Raw genomic sequence first — 24,592 nt, forward strand, 5'->3', positions numbered from 1 at the left:
GGCCGATCGAATGCGGTGTCTGGAGCGGGGCAGGTGGGCGGTGACCGCCTGCGGGCGGGCCGGCTCAGCAGTCGGATGCCGCCGACGGGAAACGCGATGTGAACTATCGGTTGGGCGCCGTTGCTTCAGATTGTTGCGTCGCGTGGAGAGTCGAGACAATTCAGCCGTTTGACAGAGCGCTGTCGTGGCGTATCGCTGACAGCACGAAGAGCGTTGCTGACGGACCGCGACCGCATGGGCTTGCGTGTCGCGCCCAAAGTCAATCGTCGTTGCCCCATCGCCAGCCGGGCTTCTCGCCCTTGAGCCAGCACACCACGGTCAGCAGCGCGACCAGCACCACGACGCAGGCGCCGTACGCAATGGGCGAACGTTGCGGCGGCACGAGCCACGCGCTCGCGATGACGCCGAGCGCGAACAGCAGCAGCACGACCCAGCCTTGCCACGCGACCGGCAATCCCCATCCCCAGCCGTAGCGCTTCGCCGGAAACCAGATCTTCTTGTCGTTCGCGGTCATGTGATTCCTCGCTTTCAGTGGTAGTCGCTTTCCCGCTGATGACGCACGGCAACGATCGTCACCGTCCGGCTGTCATCGATCTCGAACAATGCGACGTAGCCGGATGCGCCGAATGGAATGATCAGTTCGCGAAGAAACGGCATGGACGGATGAGCTTTCCGGCAGGTAAACGGCGACGATTCGAGCGTCGCGATCCCGGAAGCGATGGCCGCCAGTGCACGCTCCGCCTGTTCGACGTCCGCATCGTCACGGTCCACGACGAAAGCGTAAAGCCGGTCCAGGTCGTCGGAAGCGGCGGACGTCAAGCGAACCGTATAGGTCATCGCGCCTGTCGCTTCTTGTCGCGCAGCGTATCGAGTCGTCGACCCAGGCGTTCCAGCACTTCGGACGAGGACACGTACTCGCCGGTTCGGCGAGCTTCATCGCGCGACGCAATGCCGCGCGCGATGAATTCGCTTTGGAGGCGTCGCCGTTCGATGCCTTCGCGAATCGATTGCTCGACGAAGCTCGACAGCGTTTCGCCTTCGTGAAGAACATCCTCGGCGGCATCGCGCAATTCCGGTTCGACCCGGATCGATGGAAAAGTCGCAGTTTTCATCGTGCCCTCGTTTGCATCGCAATTGCGATACATTATCCTGCACGCCCATGTCGACCGCAAGTCACCCGGATGGCCGACCCACGGACGCCCCGCGCCGCCGACGATCGGGATGCGCACCAATGCTATCCTCTCGTCCGCTCACCCAGCGTCACCCAGCATCACCAGCGAGATTCAACATGACCCGACTGATCAAGCGCGCGTCCGCCGAGGCGCGCGCGTTCAAGCAACGCCAGCCGTCCGCGTACAACGGCTCCGAAAAACTGCAGCCGCCGCGCGTGAAGCGCCGCCCGCAGATCGACGAACACGACGACGTGCCCGTCCTCGACGCGCCGCGCAAGCCGCGCTTCGCGCCCGTCACGTTCTCGGAAGAGCGCGGCGTGCGCTTCCTGCACTTCGGCACCGAGTGGGTGCAGGGCGCGATGCGCATCTCGAAGCCGCTCCACATCGAGCTCGAATACGCGCGGCAGATGATGGCGTGGCTGCTGTTCCTCGAAACGCCCGAGCGGATCGTCCAGCTCGGGCTCGGCACCGGTGCGCTGACGAAGTTCTCGCACCGCTTCCTGCCGCACGCGAAGGTCGAGGCCGTCGAACTGAATCCGGCCGTGATCGTCGCCGCGCGCACGATGTTCGCGCTGCCGCCCGACGACGAACGCCTCGTCGTGCACGAAGCCGACGCATGGGACTTCGTCAACGATCCGGCCAACCGCGGCACGACGGGCGCGCTGCAGATCGATTTGTACGACGCGACCGCGCGCGGCCCGGTGCTCGATAGCGTCGCGTTCTACCGCGCGGTGCGCGGCTGCCTCGCGGATGCGGGCATCGCGACGATCAACCTGTTCGGCGACCATCCGAGCTTCGTGCGCAACATGAAGCATCTGAACGCGGCGTTCGACCATCGCGTGATCGCGCTGCCCGAAGTGCACGACGGCAACCGGATCGCGATCGCGTTCTCGGGCCCCGCGCTCGACGTATCGTTCGCACAGCTTGACGAGCGCGCGAAGCTGATCGAACACACGCTGAAGCTGCCCGCGCGCAAGTGGGTGAAAGCTTTGAAAGAAACGGCGGGCGCGCGCGACGCGTCGTTCGCGATCTGACGCTCATGCGCCGGCGGCATGCCGGTGCAACCGGGCGACTGGGGGCGGATCACCTCGGGTTCGCCCCCGCTTGACCGCGCGCTCGCGGCTCCTATACTGGCGCGAAGCCAGGGGAGCCGCAGCTTACCCGTTTTGCCGCTCCTCTCGCCGCCGTACCCGCTCAACAAGATCGATAACCGGGAAAGATGAGGAGACGTCATGGCTCACGATGCCGACGCCAATCGGGCCGCCAAGCGCTGGCTCTGGCTGCTGGTACTGCCGCTGATCGCGATGGTCTGGGTGCCGTCGTACAGCAAGATCGAACCGCAATGGTTCGGATTTCCGTTTTTCTATTGGTACCAGCTGCTGTGGGTGTTCATTAGCGCGGTAATCACCGCGTTCGTGTACTACAAGACCAAGAACGCGTGGAAGTCGGGCGGCACGCACGGAGGTGCACGATGAATCTCGGCGCTACCTTCGTCTTCGTCCTGCTGTTCATCGGCGTCACCATCCTCGGCTTTCTCGCCGCGAACTGGCGGCGCGGCGATCTCGCCCACCTCGACGAATGGGGCCTCGGCGGACGCCGCTTCGGCACGATCGTCACGTGGTTCCTGCTCGGCGGCGACCTCTATACGGCGTACACGTTCGTCGCGGTGCCCGCGCTCGTGTTCGGCGCCGGCGCGATGGGCTTTTTCGCGCTGCCGTACACGATACTGATCTACCCGTTCGCATTCGTCGTGTTCCCGAAGCTGTGGAGCATCGCGAAGCGGCACGGCTACGTGACGGCCGCCGACTTCGTCAATGCCCGCTACGGCAGCCGGATGCTCGCGCTCGCGATCGCGGTGACGGGCATCCTCGCGACGATGCCGTACATCGCGCTGCAGCTCGTCGGCATCGAAGTCGTGATCGGCGCGCTCGGGTTCGACACGACCGGCTTCGTCGGCGACCTGCCGCTCATCATCGCATTCGCGATCCTCGCCGCGTACACGTACACGTCGGGGCTGCGCGCGCCCGCGATGATCGCGATCGTGAAGGACATCCTGATCTACATCACGATCGCCGCGGCGGTCATCGTGATCCCCGCGAAGCTCGGCGGGTTCGGGCACATCTTCTCGGCCGTGCCGCCCGCGAAGCTGCTGCTGAAGGCGCCCGACGCGATGAGCCTGAACGGCTACAGCGCGTACGCGACGCTCGCGATCGGCTCCGCGCTCGCGCTGTTCCTGTATCCGCACTCGGTCACGGCGATCCTGTCGTCGTCGTCGGGCAACACGATCCGCCGCAACATGGCGATGCTGCCCGCGTACTCGTTCGTGCTCGGCCTGCTCGCACTGCTCGGCTACATGGCGCTCGCCTCGGGCGTGAAGGACATGCCGCAGTACGCGCCGTACTTCAAGGCATTCGGCCCGAACTTCGCGGTGCCCGCGCTGTTCCTCAACTACTTCCCGTCGTGGTTCGTCGGCGTCGCGTTCGCCGCGATCGGCATCGGCGCGCTGGTGCCGGCGGCGATCATGTCGATCGCGGCCGCGAACCTGTACACGCGCAACATCCATCGCGAGTTCGTGAACCGCAACATGACGCACGACCAGGAGACGCACGTCGCGAAGCTCGTGTCGCTGATCGTGAAGGTCGGCGCGGTCGCGTTCATCCTCGGTCTGCCGCTCACGTACGCGATCCAGCTGCAGCTGCTCGGCGGGATCTGGATCATCCAGACGCTGCCGGCGATCGTGCTCGGCCTGTACACGCGCGTGCTCGACCACCGCGGCCTGCTCGCCGGCTGGGCGGCCGGCATCGTGTGCGGCACGTGGATGGCGATCTCGCTGAAGCTCGCCGGCTCGATCTTCACGATCCACCTGTTCGGTCTCGCGATTCCCGGCTACGCGGCCGTGTGGTCGCTGATCGTGAACCTGGTGGTGTCGGTGGTGGTCAGCGTGCTGGTGCGCGTGATGGGCATGGCGCATGCGGAAGACCGCACGCGGCCGGAGGACTATCTCGACGTCGTCGAGAGCTGACACGCATGGCGCGGCTGCGCGCACCGCGCAGCCGTGCCGCACGTCGTGCAGCAATGAAAACGCCCGCCACTTCGCAGTGGCGGGCGTTTTTCGTTCGGGTCAGCCTTGTGCGCGTTTCGCGAGATCCTCGCGTTGCGACAGGTCCTCGACGTTGACCATCCAGTGCACGCCGAAGCGATCCTTCGCCATCCCGAAGCCGAGCGCCCAGAACGTCTTGCCGAACGGCATCGTCACTTCGCCGCCGTCGGCGAGCGCATTGAACAGCTTCTGGCCTTCGTCGACGGTGGCCGGATTCAGCGACAGCGAATAGCCGGCATGCGCGGCGCCGGCCGGCTGGCTGCAGTCGCCGTCCGAACACATGATCATCGAGTCGCCGATCGTGAAGCTCGCGTGCATCACCTTGTCGGCCATCTCCGGCGCGATCGGGAAATCGGGATTCGGCGGCGCATCCTTGAAGTGCATCTTGAACATCGTCTTCGCGCCGAGCGCCTTTTCGTAGAACTGAAGGGCTTCTTCCGCGCGGCCGTAGAACGTCAGATACGGTTGGACTTGCATCGTTGTCTCCTGTGGACCGGGCAGGCGGGTCGCCGCCGGCTCGGGTACTGCGAGGATTGACCGGGAAGAGTGCGGCGGGATGCGGCCGCCGCGACTCGTGACGTGGATTGTAGTGCGCGCGCTTGACGATGGAATGAAAAATAAAACGGCCGCGAACACGCAGTTCGCGGCCGTTCGTCGTCGCTGCTGACGGCTGTTGTCAGCCTTGCTGACAGATCAACTGACAGGCGTGATGCACGCGGGATTCAGCGCAGCGCGTCGATCAGTTTCTCGAGCTTCACCGCATCGGCGGCGAATACGCGAATGCCTTCGGAAAGTTTTTCCGTCGCCATCGCTTCGTCGTTCAGCTGGAAGCGGAACGATGCCTCGTCGATCGCGACGCGCTCGGTGGGCTTGTCGTGCAGCGCGTCCGGCGACAGCTTGCGCGCCACCGTGTCGTTGCTGTCGTGCAGCTTCTGCAGCAGGTCGGGACTGATCGTCAGCAGGTCGCAGCCGGCGAGCTCGGTGATCTGGCTCGTCGTGCGGAAGCTCGCGCCCATCACTTCGGTCTTGTAGCCGAACGTCTTGTAGTACGTGTAGATGCGGCGCACCGACTGCACGCCCGGATCGTTCGCGCCGCCGTTCTTCGCTTCGTCCCAGTCGGCGCCGGCCTGCTTCTTGTACCAGTCGTAGATGCGGCCGACGAACGGCGAGATCAGTTGCGCGCCGGCTTCCGCGCATGCGGCGGCCTGCACGAGCGAGAAAAGAAGGGTCATGTTGCACTTGATCCCTTCCTTCTGCAGCACCTCGGCCGCGCGGATGCCTTCCCACGTCGACGCGAGCTTGATCAGGATGCGCTCGCGGCCGATGCCGGCGGCTTCGTACAGCTTGACGAGTTCGCGGCCCTTGGCGATCGAGCGCTGCGTGTCGAACGACAGGCGTGCGTCGACCTCGGTCGACACGCGGCCCGGGATCAGCTTCAGGATCTCGGTGCCGAATGCGATCAGCAGGCGGTCGATGATGAAATCGGTGCTTTCGTTGCGATGATCGCGGACGGTTTTCTCGAGGATCGGCTTGTACGCATCCTTCTGGACGGCCTTCAGGATCAGCGACGGGTTCGTGGTCGCGTCCTGCGGCTTGTATTGCGCAAGCTGCTGGAAATCGCCCGTGTCGGCGACGACGGTCGTGTACTGCTTCAGCTGGTCGAGTGCGGTAGTCATGGCGATTCGGGAGGAGGGCGCGGGGCGCCGGGGTTCTCACGGGCCGCGCGAGCGCGGCAGCGAAGCGAGGCGGCGCCGGGCACCGCCTCCGATCCACTATTTTAGGCCCGATTCGCGTCGCGCACGTTTTGGCGTGCCTTTTGCATGGCGCGCGCGCCATGCGGCGTTACGCGGGGCGCCGTGCGTTCAGGATCACCTGCGTGACGATTCCCGCGACGAGCCCCCAGAACGCCGAGCCGATCGACAGCAGCGTGAGGCCCGACGCGGTGACCATGAACGTGACGAGCGCGGCTTCGCGCTGCTTCACGTCCTGCATCGCGTTCGCGAGGCCGCTCATGATCGAGCCGAACAGCGCGAGCGCGGCGACCGACACGACGAGCGCCTTCGGCAGCGCCGCGAACAGTGCGGCGATCGTCGCGCCGAAGATCCCCGCGACGAGGTAAAACGTGCCGCACCACACGGCGGCCGTGTAGCGCTTCGCGTGATCCTCGTGCGCCTCCGGGCCCGTGCAGATCGCGGCCGTGATCGCCGCGAGGTTCACGCCGTGCGAGCCGAACGGCGCGAGCAGCAGCGACGCGAGGCCGGTCGTCGCGATCAGCGGCGACGACGGCGTGGCATAGCCGTCCGCGCGCAGCACCGCGATGCCCGGCACGTTCTGCGACGCCATCGCGACGACGAACAGCGGGATGCCGATGCTGACGATCGACGCGATCGAGAACGCGGGCATCGTGAACACGGGTTGCGCGAGCGCGATGTGGAACCGGCTGAAGTCGAGCAGGCCGAGCCCGCCTGCGACCGCGGTGCCGACGATCAGCGTCGTGACGATCGCGTAGCGCGGCGCGAGCCGCTTGACGATCAGGTACGTGAAGAACATCGCGAGCACGAGCGCGGTCTGGAACTGCGCGGCGCGGAAGATCTCGATGCCGATCTCGAACAGGATGCCCGCGAGCAGCGCGGCCGCGATGCCGGCCGGAATGCGCTTCATCAGCGTGTCGAACAGCCCGCTCACGCCGACGGCGGTCAGCAGCAGCGCGCACACGACGAACGCGCCGATCGCATCGGAATACGGCACGCCGGGCAGCGACGCGATCAGCAGCGCGGCGCCGGGCGTCGACCATGCGACGACCACCGGCGCGCGAAAGCGCAGCGACAGGCCGATCGTCGTCAGCGCCATCCCGATCGACAGCGCCCAGATCCACGACGAGATCTGCGCGTCGGTCAGGTGCGCGGCGCGCCCGGCCTGGAACATCAGCACGAGGGAGCTCGTGTAACCGGTCATCATCGCGACGAAGCCGGCGACGAGCGCGGACACCGACGTATCGGCGAAAAAGCGGCGGCCGCCGGCGCGGCCGGCGCTCGCGGTGGGCGAAGGATTCATGCTATCTCCGGGGGGAGGCCGCTCGGACGCGGCCTTCGTGTCTGCTGGGTGGGTTGGTTATTTGCTGAGTGCGCGCATCGCGGTTTCGAGGCCCGCGAGCGTGAGCGGATACATGCGCTGGCCCAGCACGTCGCGAATGATCGCGACCGATTGCCGGTATTCCCATAGCCGCTCGGGCTCCGGGTTCAGCCATGCATGGTGGGGGAACTGGTCGGCGAGGCGGCGCAGCCATACGGCGCCGGCTTCCGGGTTGTTGTATTCGACCGAACCGCCGGGCTGCAGCACTTCGTACGGGCTCATCGTCGCGTCGCCGACGAAGATCAGCTTGTAGTCGGGCGTGAACTTGTGCAGCACGTCCCACGTCGCGGTGCGCTCCGAGTGACGGCGGCGGTTGTTCTTCCACAGATGGTCGTACACGCAGTTGTGGAAGTAGTAGAACTCGAGATGCTTGAACTCGGCCTTCGCGGCCGAGAACAGCTCCTCGGTGCGCTTGATGTGATCGTCCATCGAGCCGCCGACGTCGAGCAGCATCAGCACCTTCACGTTGTTGTGACGCTCGGGCACCATCCGCAGGTCGAGCCAGCCGGCATTCGCGGCCGTGCTGCGGATCGTGCCGGGCAGGTCGAGCTCCTCGGCCGCGCCTTCGCGCGCGAAGCGGCGCAGGCGTCGCAGCGCGACCTTGATGTTGCGCGTGCCGATCTCGACCGAATCGTCGTAGTCGCGATACGCGCGCGCCTCCCACACCTTGACCGCCGTGCGGTTGCCGTTCGACGGGCCGCCGATGCGCATCCCTTCGGGGTTGTAGCCGCCGTGCCCGAACGGCGACGTGCCGCCGGTGCCGATCCACTTGTTGCCGCCTTCGTGGCGTTCCTTCTGCTCGTCGAGCAGTTCCTTCAGGCGCTCCATCAGCTTGTCGAGCCCGCCCATCGCGTCGATCTGCGCCTTTTCCTCCGGCGACAGCTCGCGTTCCAGCCGCTTCTCCAGCCAGTCGAGCGGAATGTCGAACGCTTCGGACGGCAGCGCGGACACGCCGTGGAAATACGCGCCGAACGCCTGGTCGAACTTGTCGAAGTACTGCTCGTCCTTGACGAGCGTCATCCGCGCGAGGAAGTAGAACGCGTCGATCGACGGCGAGATCAGCCCGGCCTTCAGCGATTCGAGCAGCGTCAGGTATTCCTTCACCGAGACGGGCAGCTTGGCTGCGCGCAGCGCGTAGAAGAAATTGAGCAGCATGGCCGGGCCTTCGCGGGTGGATTACCGGTTGTGCCGGTTCATGTAGACGAGCCGCTCGAGCAGGCTCAGGTCCTGCTCGTTCTTCAGCAGCGCGCCCGCGAGCGGCGGCACGATCTGCTTCGCATCGGCGCCGCGCAGCGCGTCGGCCGGGATGTTCTCGGCGAGCAGCAGCTTTAGCCAGTCGAGCAGCTCGGACGTTGACGGCTTCTTCTTCAGCCCCGACACGCCGCGCAGCTCGAAGAAGCTCTGCAGCGCCGCGTGCAGCAATTCCTCACGGATGTTCGGGAAGTGGACCGCGACGATCTTCTGCATCGTCGCCGCGTCGGGGAACTGGATGTAGTGGAAGAAGCAGCGGCGCAGGAATGCGTCGGGCAGTTCCTTCTCGTTGTTCGACGTGATGATCACGAGCGGGCGGTGCTTCGCGCGAACGGTTTCGCGCGTCTCGTACACGTGGAATTCCATCCGGTCGAGCTCGCGCAGCAGGTCGTTCGGGAATTCGATGTCGGCCTTGTCGATCTCGTCGATCAGCAGCACGCTCGGGCGCTCGGCGTCGAACGCCTGCCACAGCACGCCTTTCACGATGTAGTTCGCGATGTCCTTCACGCGCGCGTCGCCGAGCTGCGAGTCGCGCAGCCGCGAGACCGCGTCGTATTCGTACAGGCCCTGCTGCGCCTTCGTCGTCGACTTGATGTGCCACTGCAGCAGCGGCATGTCGAGTGCGGCGGCCACTTCCTCGGCGAGCATGGTCTTGCCGGTGCCGGGCTCGCCCTTGATCAGCAGCGGGCGTTGCAGCGTCAGCGCGGCGTTGACCGCGAGCTTCAGGTCGTCGGTCGCGACGTAGTGCGAGGATCCTTCGAAACGCATGGCGGCGCTCTTCTTAATCGCAAAAAAACCCAGTATAAGTCAGAAGGGCTGTCCGGGCGGCCCGCGCCCGCGTATCGTTGCGGGGCTGCGGCGGGGGCGGACCGGGGCGCCATATGGACGCGTTCCCCGCCGACGCGGTACAATCTGGCCGTTTTTTTTGGCCTGCGTGGCGATCCGATAAGCAAAACGGCGCGGGCCGTTGCCGCTTCGGCGCCAGTTTCCCCTCAAGCTAGGTTACAAGAGCTATGAACAAATTCGTCGGCAAACACGTCGTTGTCGCAGCGCTCGTGGCGCTCGCGGGCAGCGCGCAGGCGGCCGGTGTGGTCGGCAACCCGAAGGACGGGGCGAGCAAGGCCGCCATGTGCATCGGTTGCCACGGCATCCAGGATTACCGCGCGGCGTACCCGGAGGTCTACCGGGTGCCCGTCCTCGGCGGCCAGAACCAGCAATATCTCGAGAACGCGCTGAAGGCCTACCGCAAGAAGGATCGTCACTTCCCGTCGATGAACGCGATCGCCGGTTCGCTGACGGATCAGGACATCGCGGATCTGGCGGCCTACTACGCCGCCCAGAAGGCCGACACGAAGGACAATCCCTACAAGTAAAGCGCGCGCCGCCGATTCTTACCGGCGGGACAGGAGCATTCATGAACAACGCATTCAAGACGGCGGCGGTTGCACTGGTGGCCGGCCTCGCGATCGGCACCGCGCATGCGGCGGACACCTCGAAGGGCAAGGAACTGGTCGAATCGCACAACTGCGCGGCCTGTCACGGCGCACAACTGAACAAGCCGATCAACGCCGAGTATCCGCGCCTCGCGGGCCAGCACGCCGACTACCTCGTGTGGGCGATGCGCCAGTACCAGATGGGGCTGACGAACCCGCTGCTCGGCCGCAACAACGCGATCATGCAGGCGCAGGTGCAGAACCTGTCGGTCAGCGACATGAAGGACATCGCGGCCTACATCGAGTCGCTGAAAGAGACCGATCTCGTCTTCAAGAAGTAAGCGCGCCGGGCCTGGTCGCCCCGTGCAGCCGGAATACCCCGCCGCGGCGGGGTATTTTTTTTGTCCGCGGCGCTCAGTCGCGCGACGCGCGGCGCAGGATGCGCTGCAGGTAGGCGTCCGTATCGGGCGGCGTGCCGGTGCGCTGCGCTTCCCAGATCGTCTCGCCGAGGCATTCCATGATCACGTGCTGCGCTTCGTGCGTCGAGTCGAGCTTCGCGGCCAGCTTGTCGTGCGCGGCGCGGATGCCGGGCGGCTGGTCGATCGACAGCTGCTCGCTGATCGCGAGATGCATCGACAGGTGCAGGAACGGGTTCGTGCGGCCTTCCTCGGGCGTGTAGTTGCGCGCGGCGGCGCCGTCGGCGTCCGCGAGGTCGTCATGGTATTCGGGGTGCTCGACGATCCAGTCGGCGGCCATCGCTTCCAGCGGCGTCAGGATCTCGCCGGCGCGCTGCTTGCGCCAGGTTTCGGTGAAAAAGCGACGGACTTCGTCGCGACTCGGATTGAACATGGTGGGGAAACGTCGTGATTCGGGCGGCGTCATGCCGCGTCGGGCATTGTACGCCGGGTCGGCGCGCGGTGCTGGCGGCAGGTCGTGCGCAGCTGGAATGCACGTTGCGGCCCGGCGCGGGCTACGGCGGCCGGTGACTGGCTACTGGCGAGCAGCGAGCAGCGAGCAGCGAGCAGCGAGCAGCCGCGCCGGGCCGGGCCGGGCCGTGCGGGCCAACGGGTAAGCGCGGGCTAGGCTCGCGGCCGCCGCGCCGCTACACTCCGACGATTCCCGTCGTCGCGCTCGCGCCGTTTCGCCATGTCCGCCACCGTCCGTTCATCTTCCGCCGCGCTGCAGGGCGCGCTCTATGTCGCGCTGTCCGCCGCCGCGTTCGGCGCGATGGCGATCTTCGGCCGCTATGCGTATGCGGGCGGCGTCGACGTGCTCGGACTGTTGATCGTGCGTTTCGCGATCGGCGGCGCGGTCCTCGCGGCGATTGCTCGGCACCGCCGCGTCGCATGGCCGCGCGGCCGCGCGCTCGCGCCGCTCGTCGCGATGGGCGCGCTCGGCTACGTCGGGCAGTCGTTCTGCTATTTCAGCGCGCTCCAGCATGCGCAGGCGAGTCTCGTCGCGCTGCTGCTGTACCTGTATCCGGCATTCGTCACGCTGCTCGCCGCATGGTGGCTCGGCGAGCGGCTCACGCGCGCGAAGGCGGTCGCGCTCGTGCTGTGCGTCGCGGGCTCCGCGCTGATGGTCGGCGGCGGCCACGGCGAGCCGCTCGGCATCGCGCTCGCGCTGGCCGCCGCGGTCATCTATTCGCTGTACATCGTCGGCGGCACGAAGGCGACGCGCGGTGTCGATCCGGTCGCGACGACTGCGATCATCTGCCTGTCGGCGACCGCGACGCTCGTCGCGATCGCGTTCGTGCGGACCGCGGCGTTCGGCGCGCCGCCGCGCTGGCCGGTGACGGCGGGCGGCTGGGCGTCGATGCTCGCGATCGCGCTGGTGTCGACGGTCGCCGCGATGCTCGCGTTTTTCGCCGGGCTCGAGCGGCTCGGGGCCGCGCGCACGTCGATGCTGTCGACGCTCGAACCGGTCGTGACGGTCGCGCTCGCCGCGCTGCTGTTCGGCGAGGCGCTGTCGCCGCTGCAGTGGGCGGGCGGCGTCGCGATCCTTGCCGCCGTGCTGGCACTGGTGCGCGCCGGTGGCGCGGCGGCCGACGACGCAACGGCGACGTCCAATGCATGACGGGGAAGGGTAAGCCGCCGGTGCCGCAGCGGCGCCGGACGGATGTGCCGCGCGCAGCGCGAGCGGCCGGCGCGATGCGTGACGACGTCAGCCGCGGCTGACGCGCGTCACTCGTTCGGCGGCGGCGTCTTCGGCCGGAATTCGCACAGCGGCTCGATCGCGCAGTGCCAGCATTCGGGCTTGCGCGCCTTGCACACATAGCGGCCGTGCAGGATCAGCCAGTGATGCGCGTCCTGCAGGAATTCCTTCGGCGTGAACTTCTCGAGCGCGGCCTCGACGGCGCGCACGTCCTTGCCCGGCGCGAGCCCGGTGCGGTTCGCGACGCGGAAGATGTGCGTGTCGACCGCGATCGTCGGCTGGCCGAATGCGGTGTTCAGCACGACGTTCGCGGTCTTGCGGCCCACGCCCGGCAGGCTCTCGAGCGCTTCGCGATCGGCCGGCACTTCGCCGTCGTAGCGCTCGAGCAGGATCTTGCACGCCGCGATCACGTTCTTCGCCTTGGTGCGGTACAGGCCGATCGTCTTGATGTAGTCGGCGACGCCTTCTTCGCCGAGCGCGACGATTTGTCGCGGGGTGTTCGCGACCGGGAACATCTTGCGCATCGCCTTGTTGACCGACACGTCGGTCGCCTGCGCCGACAGCATCACCGCGATCAGCAACTCGAACGGCGTCGTGTATTCGAGCTCGGTGGTCGGATGCGGATTGAGGCTTTGCAGCGTTTCGTAGATCGCGCGTCGTTTGGTGGCGTTCATGGACGGTGTTTGTCGGGCGGTGCGGACGGGCCGCTCCGGTCGTCTTTGTCGTCTGGCGCGTCGCCGTCGCCGCCGGCTGCCGCGGCGTCGGCGTCACGCTGCGCCTGCTGCTCGGCGAGCCGCTTGCGGCGCGCTTCGGCCGCATCGATCTGCGCCTGCACGGCCGCGCTCACGCCTTCGGTGTTCTTCGGCGCGGCGCCTTGCGCGGACAACTCTTCCTTCTTCTTGCGCGCGCGTTCGAGCGCGGCGGCGATGATCGCGCGTTTCTTCGCGTCGGCGTCGTCGGCAGACGCGGCGCCCGGCGCAGCGGGCTGCGTGCCGGGCGCGTCCGCGGCCGGCGCTGCGTTGGCCGCACCGGCGGCGGCGGCGGCGCCGGCGCTGGCCGCGCGGCGCGCGGCGGCGCGCGCTTCGGCGGCCTCGCGTTCGCGGCGCTGGCGCGCGAGCCGGCGGTCGTGGCGTTCGCGCGCGGCGTCGGCCTGTTCCTGCGACCACGCGTCCCAGCCGGTGCGCTCGCCGGTCACCGGAACCATCGCGATGCAGTCGACCGGGCACGGCGGCACGCACAGGTCGCAGCCCGTGCACAGCGATTCGACGATCGTGTGCATCTGTTTCGGCGCGCCGACGATCGCGTCGACCGGGCACGCCTGCATGCACAGCGTGCAGCCGATGCACAGGTTTTCGTCGATGAACGCGACGGCGCGCGGATGCTCGGTGCCGTTGACGGGGTTCAGCGGGATCACCGGCTTGCCGAGCAGCTTCGCGAGGCGCGCGATGCCTTCTGCGCCGCCGGGCGGGCACTGGTTGTAGTTCGCGTCGCCGGCGGCGATCGCGTCCGCGTACGGGCGGCAGCCGTCATAGCCGCACTTCGTGCATTGCGTCTGGGGAAGCAGATCTTCGATGCGATCCGCGAGGGTCTTGGAATCGGTCACGGTGACAACGGGCGCAGCAGCGCCGAATGGCTCTCGGCCGCGTCACACGCGGCCGGAAAGGTTTGCCAAACCTCGATTATCGCCGATTTCCCGCATTGCGCTGGACGCCGTCTATGCGCATAATCGAACCGCTTTTTTGCAGGGGCTCAGCAGGAGGGCGGCCGCGCGCGGCGCGTCCGTTCCACGGCGGCCGGCGCCGAGGCGGTGGGGGTACCGGTCCGGATCACGCGGCTCACATAGCAAAACGCCACCATGAATCAGCCAAAAATCAAAAGAGATCCTGAAGGTACACGCCGCCGCATCCTGATGGCGGCAGCCGAAGAGTTCGCGAGTGGAGGGCTGTTCGGCGCGCGCGTCGATCAGATCGCGCGGCGCGCGGAAACCAACGAGCGGATGCTCTATTACTACTTCGGCAGCAAGGAGCAGCTGTTTACGGCCGTGCTCGAACATGCGTTCTCCGCGCTGACGGAGGCCGAGCGCGTGCTCGATCTCGATGGCGTCGCGCCCGTCGAAGCCGTCACGCGGCTCGCGCATTTCGTGTGGGACTACTACCGCGACCACCCGGAACTGCTGCGGCTCATCAACAACGAGAACCTGCACGAAGCGCGCTACCTGCACAAGTCGACGCGGATCCGCGAAATGATGTCGCCGATCGTCTCGAAGCTCGGCAACGTGCTGATGCGCGGCCAGAAGGCCGGCCTGTTCCGCGGCGACGTCGACCCGCTGCGCTTCTACGTGACGCTGTCGGGGCTCGGCTACTACATCGTGTCGAACCGCTTCACGCTGGCTGCAACGCTCGGCCGCGACTTCAGCGAAGCCGACGAGCGCGCGGAGATGGTCCGGATGAACACCGAGGTGCTGCTCGCGTATCTGCTGCGGCGCTGAACCGACGAACCGACGAACCGACGAACCGACGAACCGACGAACCGACGAACCGACGAACCGCCTGGTCGCGGCCGCTGGATGAAAAAAACGCCGCCGTGCGCAAGCAACGGCGGCGTTTTTGCGTCGGGACGCGATGGGTCAGGCGGCCTTGCGCGCGCGTACCGGCTTCGCGCGCGTGCTGCTGGCGCGTTTCGCGGTCGGCGCGGCCTTCGCGGCCGGCGTCCTCACGGGCGCGACCGTCACGGCCGGTGCTTTCGTGCGCGTGCGTTTCGCGACGGTGGCGCGCGCCGTCGTTTCTGGCTGCGGCGTGGCGGCGGCCGGCACGGCGCCGATCGTGGTCGCGTCCTGCGCATCGGGCGGCAGCTTCGCCGCGCCGTTCTTCGGCTCCGGCGCATGCTCGCGGATGAAGTCGCGCAGTTGCGGATAGATGATCGTGCGCCAGCGGCGGCCGGAGAAAATCCCGTAGTGACCGCACTTCTCGGCGGTCAGGCTGCGGCGGTCGTCCTGCGGGATGCCCGTGCACAGCTCGTGCGCGACGTGCGTCTGGCCGCTGCCCGAGATGTCGTCGAGTTCGCCTTCGATCGTCATCAGTGCGGTGTGCTTGATGTCCTGCGGACGCACGTGCTCGCCGCCGACGTCCCACGTGCCTTCCGCGAGCCGGAACTCCTGGAACACGACGCGAATCGTCTCGAGGTAGTACTCGGCGGCCATGTCGAGCACCGCGTTGTACTCGTCGTAGAAGCGGCGGTGCGCCTCGGCATCTTCCTCGTCGCCGCGCAGCAGGCTCTGGTAGAAATCCCAGTGCGATTGCGCGTGACGTTCCGGGTTCATCGCGACGAAGCCGGTGTGCTGCAGGAAGCCCGGATACACCTGGCGGCCTTCGCCCGGATAGTTCGCGGGCACCGTGTGGATCACGTTGTTCTCGAACCATGCGGTCGAGTGCTGCGTGGCGAGCGAGTTCACCGACGTCGGGCTGCGGCGCGCATCGATCGGGCCGCCCATCATCGTCATCGTGAGCGGCGTGTCCTCGCCGCGGCTCGCCATCAGCGAGATCGCCGCGAGCACCGGCACCGTCGGCTGGCATACCGAGATCACGTGCAGGTTGCGCGCGCCGATGTGGCGGATGAATTCCTGGATGTACGCGATGTAGTCGTGCAGGTGGAACGGACCGACCTCGACCGGCACCATCCGCGCGTCGATCCAGTCGGTGATGTACACCTTGTGATCCTGCAGCAGCGTGCGCACGGTGTCGCGCAGCAGCGTCGAGTGGTGGCCCGACAGCGGCGCGCAGACCAGCACGACCGGTTCGTCCTTCAGCTGCGTGACGGCGTCGGCGTCGTCCGAATAGCGCTTGAAGCGCAGCAGGCGGCAGAACGGCTTCTCGATGATCGTCTGCTCGACGATCGGGATGTTGTGGCCGTCCTTGACGATCTGGTGAAGGTTGAACTCGGGCTTCTCGTAGTCCTTGCCGAGCCGGTACATGAGCTCGTATGCGGCGGCCATCCGCGTCGCGCCGGGCATCAGAGAGAACGGGCTGGACGGATTGGCGAACGACTTGGAAGCGGCCTGGGCCCAGGCCGTGAGCGGGCTCAGCATCGCCCGCTGGAATTCGTGCAATTGGTAAAGCATGCAGACTACTCCCGCGTGGGGGACGGTGCGGGCGGCGTGGGGCGTCGCGGCGTGCCGTGTGGGTCAGCGACCGGCCATGTTGCAGTGCGGCCGGACAATCGAGTCGATCATATCGGACAACGATGGGTGTTGCAATGCAACATTTCCCCGATTTTTCATCAAACTTTTGCGAATTGACGTTCTCTGAAGAAGCTGCCCAGCCGGCCGGCGAGCGCCCGGCGAGCACCCCGTCAGCGCCCCGTCGCTACCGCTGGCGCAGGCTGGCCGGCTGCGCGCGCCATTGCCTCTTCGTGGTGCATCAGGTTCATCGCGGTATGCACGAGCGCCACGTGCGAGAACGCCTGCGGGAAATTGCCGACGAGCCGACCGTCCACCGGATCGTATTCCTCGGCGAGCAGCCCGAGATCGTTCGACAACGCGAGCAGGCGGCTGAACAGCCGGTGCGCGTCGTCGATCCGGCCGAGCAGCGCGTAGTTGTCGACCAGCCAGAAGCTGCATGCGAGAAACGTGCCTTCGCCGGGCGGCAGGCCGTCGTCGTACTCGGTCGTGCGGTAGCGCATCACGAGCCCGTCGTGCAGCAATTCCCGTTCGATCGCGTCGACCGTGCCCACGATCCGCGGATCTTCCGGCGGCAGGAAGCCGAGCAGCGGCATCAGCAGCACGCTCGCGTCGAGCTCGTCGCTGCCGTAGCTTTGCGCGAACGCCTGTTTGCCTTCGTGCCACGCGTTGTCGCAGACGTCCGCGTGGATCCGGTCGCGCAGCGCGCGCCAGCGGTCGAGCGAGCCGGGCAGCCGGAACATCTCCGCCGACTTGATCGCGCGATCGAACGCGACCCACGCCATCACTTTCGAGAACGTGAAATGGCGGCGCCCGCCGCGCGTCTCCCAGATCCCCTCGTCGGGTTCCTGCCAGATCTTCTCGAGATGGTCGAGCAGCGAGCACTGCACGGACCATACGGTGTCGTCGGCCTGCAGGCCGCCCACGCGCGCGAGGTGCAGCGCGGCCATCACCTCGCCGAACACGTCGAGCTGCAGCTGGTTCGCGGCGCCGTTGCCGATGCGCACCGGCTTCGAATCCTGATAGCCGGGCAGCCAGTCGAGCTCCATTTCCGGCAGGCGGCGCTCGCCCGCGATCCCGTACATGATCTGGATCTGCTCGGGCGAGCCGGCCATCACGCGGCCGAGCCACGTGCGCCATGCGCGCGCCTCGTCGTAGTAGCCGCCGCGCATCAGCGCGAGCAGCGTGATCGTCGCGTCGCGCAGCCAGCAGTAGCGGTAGTCCCAGTTCCGGTTGCCGCCGATCTTCTCGGGCAGCGACGTGGTCGGCGCGGCGACGATTCCGCCGGTCGGTTCGTATGCGAGCGCCTTCAGCGTGATCAGCGAGCGGCGCACGGCCGCCGCGTAGCGGCCCTGCACCTGGCAGCGCCCCGACCATTCGAGCCAGTAGTTCTCCGTGCGTGCGAGCATCGACAGCGGATCGCGCGCGGGCGGCAGCCGCAGGTGCGACGCCGCGTAGCCGAGCGAGAACGGCACGCGTTCGTCGGCGTTCACGGTGAATTCGGCGAGCGTGTGCAGATTCTTGCCCGTGAGCGGCACGGGCGTGCGCAGCACGACCGTATCGGGACCGGCGATTGCTTTCATCCCGTTTTCACGCGACAGCTGCGTGACCCACGGAATCGAGAAACCGTAGTCGAAGCGCAACACGAGTTCCATGCGCATCTTCATCGTGCCGTGCCGGCCGACGACGATCCGCACGAATTCCGACCAGCCGTTGCCGGGCGGCATGAAATCGATCACGGTGACGGCGCCGTCGGCGCTTTCGTAGTCGGTTTCGAGAATCAGCGTGTCGCCGCGATAGCGGCGGGTCGTATGCGTGATCGCGGCGTCGGCGGCCGGCGCGAGCAGCCAGCGGCCGTGCTCGGGCGTGCCGACGAGCGCCGCGAAACAGGCGCCCGAATCGAAGCGGGGCCAGCACAGCCAGTCGACGGAGCCATCTTTTGAAACCAGCGCGGCCGTGTGGCCGTCGCCGACGAGGGCGTAGTCTTCAATCAAGGCGGGCATGGGCAAGCGGTCCTTGGGTTATTCGAGTTCACAATGCAGGCTGCGGCGCCCGGGCTTCACGTGCCGGTGTCGCGCCCCGTATACTCGGCCGGGCGGCGGAGCGCATGAACGGCCGGCGTTTCGTCCTATCTCAACACTTGAAGCGACTCGATGCAAGGAGGATTCAATGCCCGACCGTTTACGCGAGCATGACGCGCGCGCTGCGACACGTGGGTTCCCGCTTAGGCTCGCTCACTGGATGAAAGGTTTCGCGATCGTCCTTTCCCTGTCCGCGAACCATGCGTTCGCGCAACAATCGCCGGCACCGGCCGACGGCGTCTACAACCTGCTCGTCGGCACCTATACGGGGCACGGCAGCGACGGGATCTACGTGTACCGCTTCGATACGAAAACGGGCAGCGTCGCGCCCGTGTCGTCGGCGAAGACGGTGAATCCGTCCTATCTGTTGCCGAGCCGCGACGGTCGCACCGTCTACGCGGTCAACGAACTGCCCGGCGACAACGGGCCGGCCACGCAGCGCGGCGGCATCAGCGCGTTCGGCTTCGACGCGAAGACGGGCGCGCTCACGTTCATCGACCGCGTGTCGTCGGAAGGGAATGACCCCTGCTATCTCGCGCTGTCGCCGGACGGCAAGTACCTCGTCACGGCCAACTACTCGGTCGCCGCCGATCCGGGCGGCAGCTTCGCGGTGTTCCCGATCGGCGACGGCGGCGCCGTCGGCCCGGCCGTGCTGACCGTGCATCACGAAGGCACGGGGCCCGTGAAGGGGCGCCAGGACGGCGCGCACGTACATTCGACCGTGTTTTCGCCGGATGGCCGGTATCTGTTCGTGCAGGACCTCGGCACCGACAAGATCTACGGCTACCGCTACACGGTCGACGGCAGCCGCGGGCTGATCAGCCCGACCGACACGCGCTACACGCCGGTGAAGGCCGGCTCGGGCCCGCGCCACATGGTGTTCAGCGCCGACGGCCGGTTCGCGTACGTGACGAGCGAGCTCAACGCATCGGTCGAGGTGTTCGGCTATCACGACGGCAAGCTGACGCCGGTCGAGACGGTGCCGATGACGGTGCCCGGCTTCAAGGGCAAGGTCGGCGGCGGCGCGATCCACCTGTCGCCGGACGGCCGCTTCCTGTACGCGAGCAACCGCGGCGACGTCAACGACATCGTGATCTATGCGGTGAACAAGGCCGACGGCCGGCTGAAGACGGTGGGCCGCCAGTCGAGCCTCGGCAAGACGCCGCGCGAATTCCTGATCGATCCGACCGGCAAGTGGCTGATTGTCGGCAACCAGGACAGCGACACGTTCTACGTGTTCAGCCGCGATGTCGAAACGGGACAGCTCGCCGCGAATCCGCAGAAGGTGGCGGTCGGCAGCCCGGTGGATTTCAAGCTGGTGCCGGTCGCGCAGTAAAACGCGGTCGATTGCCGGCCGATGCAAGAAGGGCGCTGCCGATGCAGCGCCCTTCGTCTTTCGGACGGCCGCTTGCGCGGCGCACCCGTATCGATGCCGACGGTCGCGCTGCTCAGTCGGCCGCGGCCGGCACGAGCACCTCGCGGCTGCCGTTGATGCCCATCGGCGACACGAGGCCCGCCGCTTCCATCTGCTCGACCAGGCGCGCGGCGCGGTTGTAGCCGATGCGCAGCTGGCGCTGCACCGACGAGATCGACGCGCGCCGCGTGCGCACGACGAACGCGACCGCTTCGTCGTACAGCGGATCGGCTTCCGCATCCGGCGCATCACCGAACAGGTCCTGCGTCGCGCCGTCGGCGGCCGGCCCGTCGAGAATCCCGTCCTCGTACTGCGGCTCGCCGAACTGCTTCAGGTATTCGACGATCCGGTGCACTTCCTCGTCGGCGACGAACGCGCCGTGCACGCGCTGCGGGTAGCCGGTGCCCGGCGGCAGGAACAGCATGTCGCCCTGGCCGAGCAGCGATTCGGCGCCCATCTGGTCGAGGATCGTGCGCGAGTCGATCTTCGACGACACCTGGAACGCGACACGCGTCGGGATGTTCGCCTTGATCAGACCGGTGATCACGTCGACGGACGGACGCTGCGTCGCGAGGATCAGGTGGATGCCGGCCGCGCGCGCCTTCTGCGCGAGACGGGCGATCAGCTCCTCGATCTTCTTGCCGGCGACCATCATCAGGTCGGCCAGCTCGTCGATCACGACGACGATCAGCGGCAGCTTCGACAGCGGCTCGGGATCGTCGGGCGTCAGCGAGAACGGGTTGCCGATCTTCTTTTCCTTCGCCTCCGCGTCGCGGATCTTCTGGTTGAAGCCCGCGAGATTGCGCACGCCGACGGCCGACATCAGCCGGTAGCGCTTTTCCATTTCGCCGACGCACCAGTTCAGCGCGTTCGCCGCGAGCTTCATGTCGGTGACGACCGGCGCGAGCAGGTGCGGGATCCCTTCGTAGACCGACAGTTCGAGCATCTTCGGGTCGATCATGATCAGCCGCACGTCTTCCGGCGTCGCCTTGTACAGCAGCGACAGGATCATCGCGTTGATCGCGACCGACTTGCCCGAGCCCGTCGTGCCGGCGACCAGCATGTGCGGCGCCTTGGCGAGATCGGTGACGACCGGATGGCCGGTGATGTCCTTGCCCATCGCGATCGTCAGCTGCGATGCCGAGTGCTGGTACTGCCGCGACTCGAGAATTTCCGACAGCCGGATCATCTGGCGTTTCGCGTTCGGCAATTCGAGGCCCATGCAGGTCTTGCCGGGAATCGTCTCGACGACGCGGATCGACGTGAGGCCGAGGCCGCGCGACAGGTCCTTCATCAGGCCGACGATCTGGCTGCCGCGCACACCGAGCGCCGGTTCGATCTCGAAGCGCGTGATCACCGGGCCCGCCGATGCGCCGACGACCGTCACCGGCACCTTGAATTCCTGCAGCCGCTGTTCGATCACCTGGGCCGTCTGCGCGAGATGCTCGTCGGTGATCGTTTCGACGTCGTCGGACGCGGGCTCGAGCAGGTCGAGCGTCGGCAGTTCGACGTTGAACGACGCCGGCGCGTGGAATTCGAACGCGTTCGGACGCGGCTGGCGCGCGGGGGCGGCGGCTGCGTCGGCTGCGTCGGCGGTGGGCACGGCCGGTTCGGCGGCAGCCGCGGGCTCGGCTGCCGGCGCCAGCATGGCGGGCGCGAGCGGCGCGGGCCCGGTGGGCGGCAGGGCGGTGGCAGCTTGAACGGGCGGTGCGCCGGCGGCAGGCGTGGACCAGCTTGCGAGCGAAGCAGCGGGCGCCTGCGGCGCGGCGAAGGACTGAACCTGCGTCGCGGGCATGGGCGCGATCGACGCTGCGGGGGTGACAGCGCCGAACGAGGTCGACAGCGTCGACACGGGCGGCAACGTCGACATCGGCGGGGTGGGGGACGCCGCGGGTGCCGGCGATGCGGTCGACCCGCTCGATCCGGGCGTCGACGCAACGGCGCCGGTGGCCGCGGCCGGCGTCGTGCCGAAGGCGGTGGGCGACGCGGTTCCGGTCGTGTTCGTCGATGCGAGCGCGTTGAAAGACGGTGCTGCCGGGGCCCCGGCAGTTGCGGGCGCGGTACCGGTTGCCGTCTGCGCTGCTCCGGTCGACATGGCCGGCGTACCGATCGCCGACGCGTCAGGTGCGCGGTTCGACGGTGCAGCCGAAGACGTGACCGGGGCACGCGATGTTGCGGTGAATGCGCTGCCTGGCTGCACGGACGTCGCCGCCGCGGCCGTGGACGGAGCCGATGCGTGAAACTGCATCGTAATCGGGCTGGAAGCGCCTGCGGCGGCGGTCGGCGCGGAAGTCGGTGCCGTGGAAGTCGGCGCGGCCGATGCCCCCGACGCAGCGGACGGTGCCGACGTGGCCGACGTTGCCGACGTGCGCGGGTGCGACAGCGAACGGTCGGCCACATTCGTCATGCCGGCAATCGAAGGCATCGCGGTGGCGGGTGTGGTCGTCGACGTGTTCGCCGTTGCCGACGCAGCGGAAGCCGGCGCGCTGCCGAGCTGCGACAACGCGCCAGTTGCGGACGCCGTTTGCGCAGCAGCGAACGGTTCGGCGGACCACGGCTTCGACCACGGCGCCGGTTCGGTCGTCTTCACTACAGAAGCAGGTTCTGCGGTCTCGGAGATGGCCGTGGCAGGCGCCGTCGCCGCTGCGCTTGCCATCGCGCGTTGCACGTCTTCCGGCAGCGCTGCGGTGTCGCCGGCGTGCTTCGGTGCTGCGCTCCAGGCGGTTCCAGCCAGCGCGTCGGCCGGTGCAGGGTTCGACGAGGCCAGCGCTGCGGTCGTGACTGCAGCGACGGGCATCGCATCGGCAAGCGGACGCGCCGGCGTCGCGATCGGCGACGAAGCGGGGAGGGGAGCGGACGGCTCGACCGGCTCGACGGGTTTCATGCCGCTCGCGATTTCGTCCGCGCGTCCCAGCGTGCCGGCCGATGCGAAGGTACCGGTTGGCTGAGCCGGTTGCGATTCGAGCTTGCCGACGATACCGGCGATCGTTGCCGCTTCCTTTGCATCGGCGGTGGGACCCGGGTCGCTTGCCGCTGACGCGATGGCGATCGCAGGAGGTTCGGCAGCAGCGCGAGCGGTCGGCGACTCACTCAACTCGGACAGCGACGCACCCGTCGGATGTTCGTGCGACGCATCGGAGTCGGCAATCGGCTGGCTGACGACGTCTTCCCACGGTGCAAGATCGAGCGCGGTGTCGAATGCCGGCGCAGCCGTTGCAGCGGCGTTTGCATGATCCTTCGGCACATCGGCTTCGACGCCGGGATCCGGCGCCGCGTGCCGCGCAGCGTCGCCGAACGCCGTCGTGCCGGTATCGAAGAGCGGCGCGCGCACGGTCGGCTCGGCCGGCATGAACGCGTCCAGCACGATCGGTTCGTCGTCGTACCCGCGCGACGCAGCTTCGTGCGTGTCCCGATGACTGCCCGCATCGCGCGGGGCGACCGGCGCCGCACCGGGAACGACCGCGGCCGGCATCGCCGTCGACGCCGACGCGGCCACGCTGCCTGCTGCCGCCATCGCGCCGGCCATGGTCGCAGCGGCTGTTTGCTTGCCGTCCGTCGGCCGCGCACCGTCCAGTGCGGCCCACTGCGCGGTACTCGCTTCGATCGAGCGCAGCGTGTCGTGCACGCTCGGTGCCGGCGTGATCGGTTCGGCGGGTTGTTGCACCCACGCATAGAGCGGTGGCCGAGCGGGGGCCGGCGGTGCGGGGCGGCGTCGTGCCGCGTCCTGCGACTGGGCGGCGGCGGCGCTCGTGACCGGCCGGGCCGGCGTGCGCGCCGGCGTTGCGGCGAGCGGGCGCGGCGTGACCGCGGCGCGCGGCGCGGCCGGCTGCTTCGCTGCGGCGGCGGCCGGTCGGGCGGCGGTCGGTTGCGGCCGGACGGGCTCGAACCCGGCCGGAAGCGGAGCCGGACTCGGGCGCGGCGTCTGCGCGTTCGCGGCGGCGCGCGCGAGGCTCGCGGTGCTGCCGGTCGTCGGCGGCGGCATCGCGCTCGTCGCGCCCGGCGCGGGCGGCACCGGCATGCGGTTGCCGGACGTCGGCTTCAGCCAGCCCGACGGCGCGACCGGTTCGGCGAGCGGACGCGGCGCCGCCTTGCTGCGCGGCTTCGGGCGCGCCTGCGGATCGGGTTTCCACAGTGTCGGGCGCGAATACCGGCCGTTCTGCCGCGGCGCCATCGAGTTCACGGTATGCGCGGTGGTCGGCTGCACGATGTCGTCGTCGCGGTGCAGCGCGCTGCGCGGCAGGTCCGCGACGCCGCGCACGTCGTCGTCGCCGACGTCGCGCGCGAGTTTCACGCCGAACGACGTGTCGACCCACACGGCGAACTGGCGCCAGCCGATGCCGGTCAGCCACGGCAGGCCCGCGAAAAACAGCACGACCATCGCGACCGGCGTGCCGATCGGGCCGAGCAGATGCGCGAAGCCGTTCGAGAACGCGTGGCCGAGCGCGTTCGTGTCGGGGCCCGACAACGGGCTCGTCAGCGCGCAGCTCGCGACGAACACGGCCGCGAAGCCGAGCCACAGGCGAATCGAGCCGCGGCCGGCGAGCCCGCCGCCGCCGGGCAGCATCGCCTGAACGAGACGCCAGATGAGAAGGAGGAACCAGACGGCGGAGATGCCGAAGCAGCCGAAGACAACCGTGTGCATGCTTTGATGAAACAGGAAGAGGGCGGGGAGCGCGGTGCG

At 67.9% G+C, this 24,592-nt stretch carries 22 protein-coding genes; 8 read left to right on the plus strand and 14 right to left on the minus strand.

Annotation, left to right across the window (positions count from 1 at the left end):
* Window positions 1-259 precede the first annotated feature (259 nt).
* Genes Q3A80_RS13045 through Q3A80_RS13055 form a run of 3 tightly spaced genes read right to left on the minus strand, consistent with a single transcriptional unit; the run spans window position 260 to window position 1,112 of the window.
* Window positions 260-514 (minus strand): hypothetical protein, encoded by a 255-nt coding sequence (locus tag Q3A80_RS13045; protein WP_446329398.1) that lies wholly within the window; start codon window positions 512-514, stop codon window positions 260-262.
* A 14-nt stretch (window positions 515-528) separates the two neighbouring features.
* Window positions 529-837, minus strand: coding sequence for a type II toxin-antitoxin system RelE/ParE family toxin (locus tag Q3A80_RS13050; RefSeq protein ID WP_446329399.1), 309 nt, complete (start codon window positions 835-837; stop codon window positions 529-531).
* On the minus strand, window positions 834-1,112 hold the full coding sequence (locus Q3A80_RS13055; protein WP_446329400.1) for a YlcI/YnfO family protein: 279 nt from the start codon (window positions 1,110-1,112) through the stop codon (window positions 834-836). The genes Q3A80_RS13050 and Q3A80_RS13055 overlap by 4 nt, the downstream gene beginning before the upstream one ends.
* A 176-nt stretch (window positions 1,113-1,288) precedes the next feature.
* Between Q3A80_RS13055 and Q3A80_RS13060 the strand changes: the two genes are divergently transcribed.
* The 3 genes from Q3A80_RS13060 (at window position 1,289) to mctP (ending at window position 4,194) form a co-directional block, all read left to right on the plus strand.
* Window positions 1,289-2,206, plus strand: coding sequence for a spermidine synthase (locus Q3A80_RS13060; protein WP_446329401.1), 918 nt, complete (start codon window positions 1,289-1,291; stop codon window positions 2,204-2,206).
* A gap of 198 nt (window positions 2,207-2,404) precedes the next feature.
* Complete coding sequence (locus Q3A80_RS13065) at window positions 2,405-2,647, plus strand: DUF3311 domain-containing protein (protein ID WP_446329402.1); 243 nt, start codon at window positions 2,405-2,407, stop codon at window positions 2,645-2,647.
* The gene (gene mctP / locus Q3A80_RS13070) at window positions 2,644-4,194 is read left to right on the plus strand and encodes a monocarboxylate uptake permease MctP (protein ID WP_446329403.1); all 1,551 of its coding nucleotides are present in this window, start codon (window positions 2,644-2,646) and stop codon (window positions 4,192-4,194) included. Before Q3A80_RS13065 ends, mctP begins: the two co-directional genes overlap by 4 nt.
* A gap of 99 nt (window positions 4,195-4,293) precedes the next feature.
* Here mctP and Q3A80_RS13075 read toward each other — a convergent pair whose 3' ends face one another.
* From Q3A80_RS13075 to Q3A80_RS13095, 5 genes are all read right to left on the minus strand, one after another.
* Complete coding sequence (locus tag Q3A80_RS13075) at window positions 4,294-4,749, minus strand: VOC family protein (RefSeq protein WP_446329404.1); 456 nt, start codon at window positions 4,747-4,749, stop codon at window positions 4,294-4,296.
* A 245-nt stretch (window positions 4,750-4,994) separates the two neighbouring features.
* A complete protein-coding gene (tal, locus tag Q3A80_RS13080) occupies window positions 4,995-5,948 on the minus strand; it encodes a transaldolase (RefSeq protein WP_446329405.1) in 954 nt (317 codons plus the stop codon).
* Between the two features lie 166 nt (window positions 5,949-6,114).
* On the minus strand, window positions 6,115-7,326 hold the full coding sequence (locus Q3A80_RS13085) for a benzoate/H(+) symporter BenE family transporter (protein WP_446329406.1): 1,212 nt from the start codon (window positions 7,324-7,326) through the stop codon (window positions 6,115-6,117).
* A gap of 57 nt (window positions 7,327-7,383) precedes the next feature.
* Window positions 7,384-8,559 carry a vWA domain-containing protein gene (locus Q3A80_RS13090; protein ID WP_446329407.1) on the minus strand — a complete coding sequence of 392 codons (1,176 nt, stop codon included), beginning with the start codon at window positions 8,557-8,559 and terminating at the stop codon, window positions 7,384-7,386.
* 21 nt (window positions 8,560-8,580) lie between these two features.
* On the minus strand, window positions 8,581-9,423 hold the full coding sequence (locus Q3A80_RS13095) for an AAA family ATPase (RefSeq protein ID WP_446329408.1): 843 nt from the start codon (window positions 9,421-9,423) through the stop codon (window positions 8,581-8,583).
* A 245-nt stretch (window positions 9,424-9,668) separates the two neighbouring features.
* Here Q3A80_RS13095 and Q3A80_RS13100 point away from each other — a divergent pair, with 245 nt between their 5' ends.
* Complete coding sequence (locus Q3A80_RS13100) at window positions 9,669-10,028, plus strand: c-type cytochrome (RefSeq protein WP_011885616.1); 360 nt, start codon at window positions 9,669-9,671, stop codon at window positions 10,026-10,028.
* A 41-nt stretch (window positions 10,029-10,069) separates the two neighbouring features.
* Complete coding sequence (locus Q3A80_RS13105; protein WP_121862982.1) at window positions 10,070-10,429, plus strand: c-type cytochrome; 360 nt, start codon at window positions 10,070-10,072, stop codon at window positions 10,427-10,429.
* Window positions 10,430-10,502: 73 nt separating this feature from the next.
* Here Q3A80_RS13105 and Q3A80_RS13110 read toward each other — a convergent pair whose 3' ends face one another.
* Window positions 10,503-10,970 (minus strand): DUF1841 family protein, encoded by a 468-nt coding sequence (locus Q3A80_RS13110; protein WP_409362341.1) that lies wholly within the window; start codon window positions 10,968-10,970, stop codon window positions 10,503-10,505.
* Window positions 10,971-11,234: 264 nt separating this feature from the next.
* Between Q3A80_RS13110 and Q3A80_RS13115 the strand changes: the two genes are divergently transcribed.
* Window positions 11,235-12,164 (plus strand): DMT family transporter, encoded by a 930-nt coding sequence (locus tag Q3A80_RS13115; protein ID WP_446329409.1) that lies wholly within the window; start codon window positions 11,235-11,237, stop codon window positions 12,162-12,164.
* 107 nt (window positions 12,165-12,271) lie between these two features.
* On the opposite strand, the gene nth is transcribed toward Q3A80_RS13115, so the two are convergent.
* Complete coding sequence (gene nth, locus Q3A80_RS13120; protein WP_446329410.1) at window positions 12,272-12,916, minus strand: endonuclease III; 645 nt, start codon at window positions 12,914-12,916, stop codon at window positions 12,272-12,274.
* Complete coding sequence (gene rsxB / locus Q3A80_RS13125) at window positions 12,913-13,845, minus strand: electron transport complex subunit RsxB (protein ID WP_446329411.1); 933 nt, start codon at window positions 13,843-13,845, stop codon at window positions 12,913-12,915. The genes nth and rsxB overlap by 4 nt, the downstream gene beginning before the upstream one ends.
* Window positions 13,846-14,097: 252 nt before the next feature.
* On the opposite strand from rsxB, the gene Q3A80_RS13130 reads away from it, so the two are divergent.
* Window positions 14,098-14,730 carry a TetR family transcriptional regulator gene (locus Q3A80_RS13130; protein ID WP_446329412.1) on the plus strand — a complete coding sequence of 211 codons (633 nt, stop codon included), beginning with the start codon at window positions 14,098-14,100 and terminating at the stop codon, window positions 14,728-14,730.
* Between the two features lie 138 nt (window positions 14,731-14,868).
* Here the strand turns inward: Q3A80_RS13130 and Q3A80_RS13135 are convergent, their stop codons facing one another.
* Complete coding sequence (locus Q3A80_RS13135; RefSeq protein ID WP_446329413.1) at window positions 14,869-16,359, minus strand: polyhydroxyalkanoate depolymerase; 1,491 nt, start codon at window positions 16,357-16,359, stop codon at window positions 14,869-14,871.
* Between the two features lie 230 nt (window positions 16,360-16,589).
* A complete protein-coding gene (locus Q3A80_RS13140; RefSeq protein ID WP_446329414.1) occupies window positions 16,590-18,419 on the minus strand; it encodes a glycoside hydrolase family 15 protein in 1,830 nt (609 codons plus the stop codon).
* A gap of 166 nt (window positions 18,420-18,585) precedes the next feature.
* On the opposite strand from Q3A80_RS13140, the gene Q3A80_RS13145 reads away from it, so the two are divergent.
* Window positions 18,586-19,833, plus strand: coding sequence for a lactonase family protein (locus tag Q3A80_RS13145; protein ID WP_446329415.1), 1,248 nt, complete (start codon window positions 18,586-18,588; stop codon window positions 19,831-19,833).
* A 112-nt stretch (window positions 19,834-19,945) separates the two neighbouring features.
* Here the strand turns inward: Q3A80_RS13145 and Q3A80_RS13150 are convergent, their stop codons facing one another.
* Window positions 19,946-24,553 carry a DNA translocase FtsK gene (locus Q3A80_RS13150; protein ID WP_446329416.1) on the minus strand — a complete coding sequence of 1,536 codons (4,608 nt, stop codon included), beginning with the start codon at window positions 24,551-24,553 and terminating at the stop codon, window positions 19,946-19,948.
* Window positions 24,554-24,592 lie beyond the last annotated feature (39 nt).

The organism is Burkholderia sp. SR8 (assembly GCF_052851275.1).

Excerpts from the sequence above, each read along its gene's own strand:
- Q3A80_RS13045 (WP_446329398.1), bottom strand. The coding sequence starts at position 514 with ATGACCGCGAACGACAAGAAGATCTGGTTTCCGGCGAAGCGCTACGGC.
- Q3A80_RS13050 (WP_446329399.1), bottom strand. The coding sequence starts at position 837 with ATGACCTATACGGTTCGCTTGACGTCCGCCGCTTCCGACGACCTGGAC.
- Q3A80_RS13055 (WP_446329400.1), bottom strand. The coding sequence starts at position 1,112 with ATGAAAACTGCGACTTTTCCATCGATCCGGGTCGAACCGGAATTGCGC.
- Q3A80_RS13060 (WP_446329401.1), top strand. The coding sequence starts at position 1,289 with ATGACCCGACTGATCAAGCGCGCGTCCGCCGAGGCGCGCGCGTTCAAG.
- Q3A80_RS13065 (WP_446329402.1), top strand. The coding sequence starts at position 2,405 with ATGGCTCACGATGCCGACGCCAATCGGGCCGCCAAGCGCTGGCTCTGG.
- mctP (WP_446329403.1), top strand. The coding sequence starts at position 2,644 with ATGAATCTCGGCGCTACCTTCGTCTTCGTCCTGCTGTTCATCGGCGTC.
- Q3A80_RS13075 (WP_446329404.1), bottom strand. The coding sequence starts at position 4,749 with ATGCAAGTCCAACCGTATCTGACGTTCTACGGCCGCGCGGAAGAAGCC.
- tal (WP_446329405.1), bottom strand. The coding sequence starts at position 5,948 with ATGACTACCGCACTCGACCAGCTGAAGCAGTACACGACCGTCGTCGCC.
- Q3A80_RS13085 (WP_446329406.1), bottom strand. The coding sequence starts at position 7,326 with ATGAATCCTTCGCCCACCGCGAGCGCCGGCCGCGCCGGCGGCCGCCGC.
- Q3A80_RS13090 (WP_446329407.1), bottom strand. The coding sequence starts at position 8,559 with ATGCTGCTCAATTTCTTCTACGCGCTGCGCGCAGCCAAGCTGCCCGTC.
- Q3A80_RS13095 (WP_446329408.1), bottom strand. The coding sequence starts at position 9,423 with ATGCGTTTCGAAGGATCCTCGCACTACGTCGCGACCGACGACCTGAAG.
- Q3A80_RS13100 (WP_011885616.1), top strand. The coding sequence starts at position 9,669 with ATGAACAAATTCGTCGGCAAACACGTCGTTGTCGCAGCGCTCGTGGCG.
- Q3A80_RS13105 (WP_121862982.1), top strand. The coding sequence starts at position 10,070 with ATGAACAACGCATTCAAGACGGCGGCGGTTGCACTGGTGGCCGGCCTC.
- Q3A80_RS13110 (WP_409362341.1), bottom strand. The coding sequence starts at position 10,970 with ATGACGCCGCCCGAATCACGACGTTTCCCCACCATGTTCAATCCGAGT.
- Q3A80_RS13115 (WP_446329409.1), top strand. The coding sequence starts at position 11,235 with ATGTCCGCCACCGTCCGTTCATCTTCCGCCGCGCTGCAGGGCGCGCTC.
- nth (WP_446329410.1), bottom strand. The coding sequence starts at position 12,916 with ATGAACGCCACCAAACGACGCGCGATCTACGAAACGCTGCAAAGCCTC.
- Q3A80_RS13130 (WP_446329412.1), top strand. The coding sequence starts at position 14,098 with ATGAATCAGCCAAAAATCAAAAGAGATCCTGAAGGTACACGCCGCCGC.
- Q3A80_RS13135 (WP_446329413.1), bottom strand. The coding sequence starts at position 16,359 with ATGCTTTACCAATTGCACGAATTCCAGCGGGCGATGCTGAGCCCGCTC.
- Q3A80_RS13140 (WP_446329414.1), bottom strand. The coding sequence starts at position 18,419 with ATGCCCGCCTTGATTGAAGACTACGCCCTCGTCGGCGACGGCCACACG.
- Q3A80_RS13145 (WP_446329415.1), top strand. The coding sequence starts at position 18,586 with ATGCCCGACCGTTTACGCGAGCATGACGCGCGCGCTGCGACACGTGGG.
- Q3A80_RS13150 (WP_446329416.1), bottom strand. The coding sequence starts at position 24,553 with ATGCACACGGTTGTCTTCGGCTGCTTCGGCATCTCCGCCGTCTGGTTC.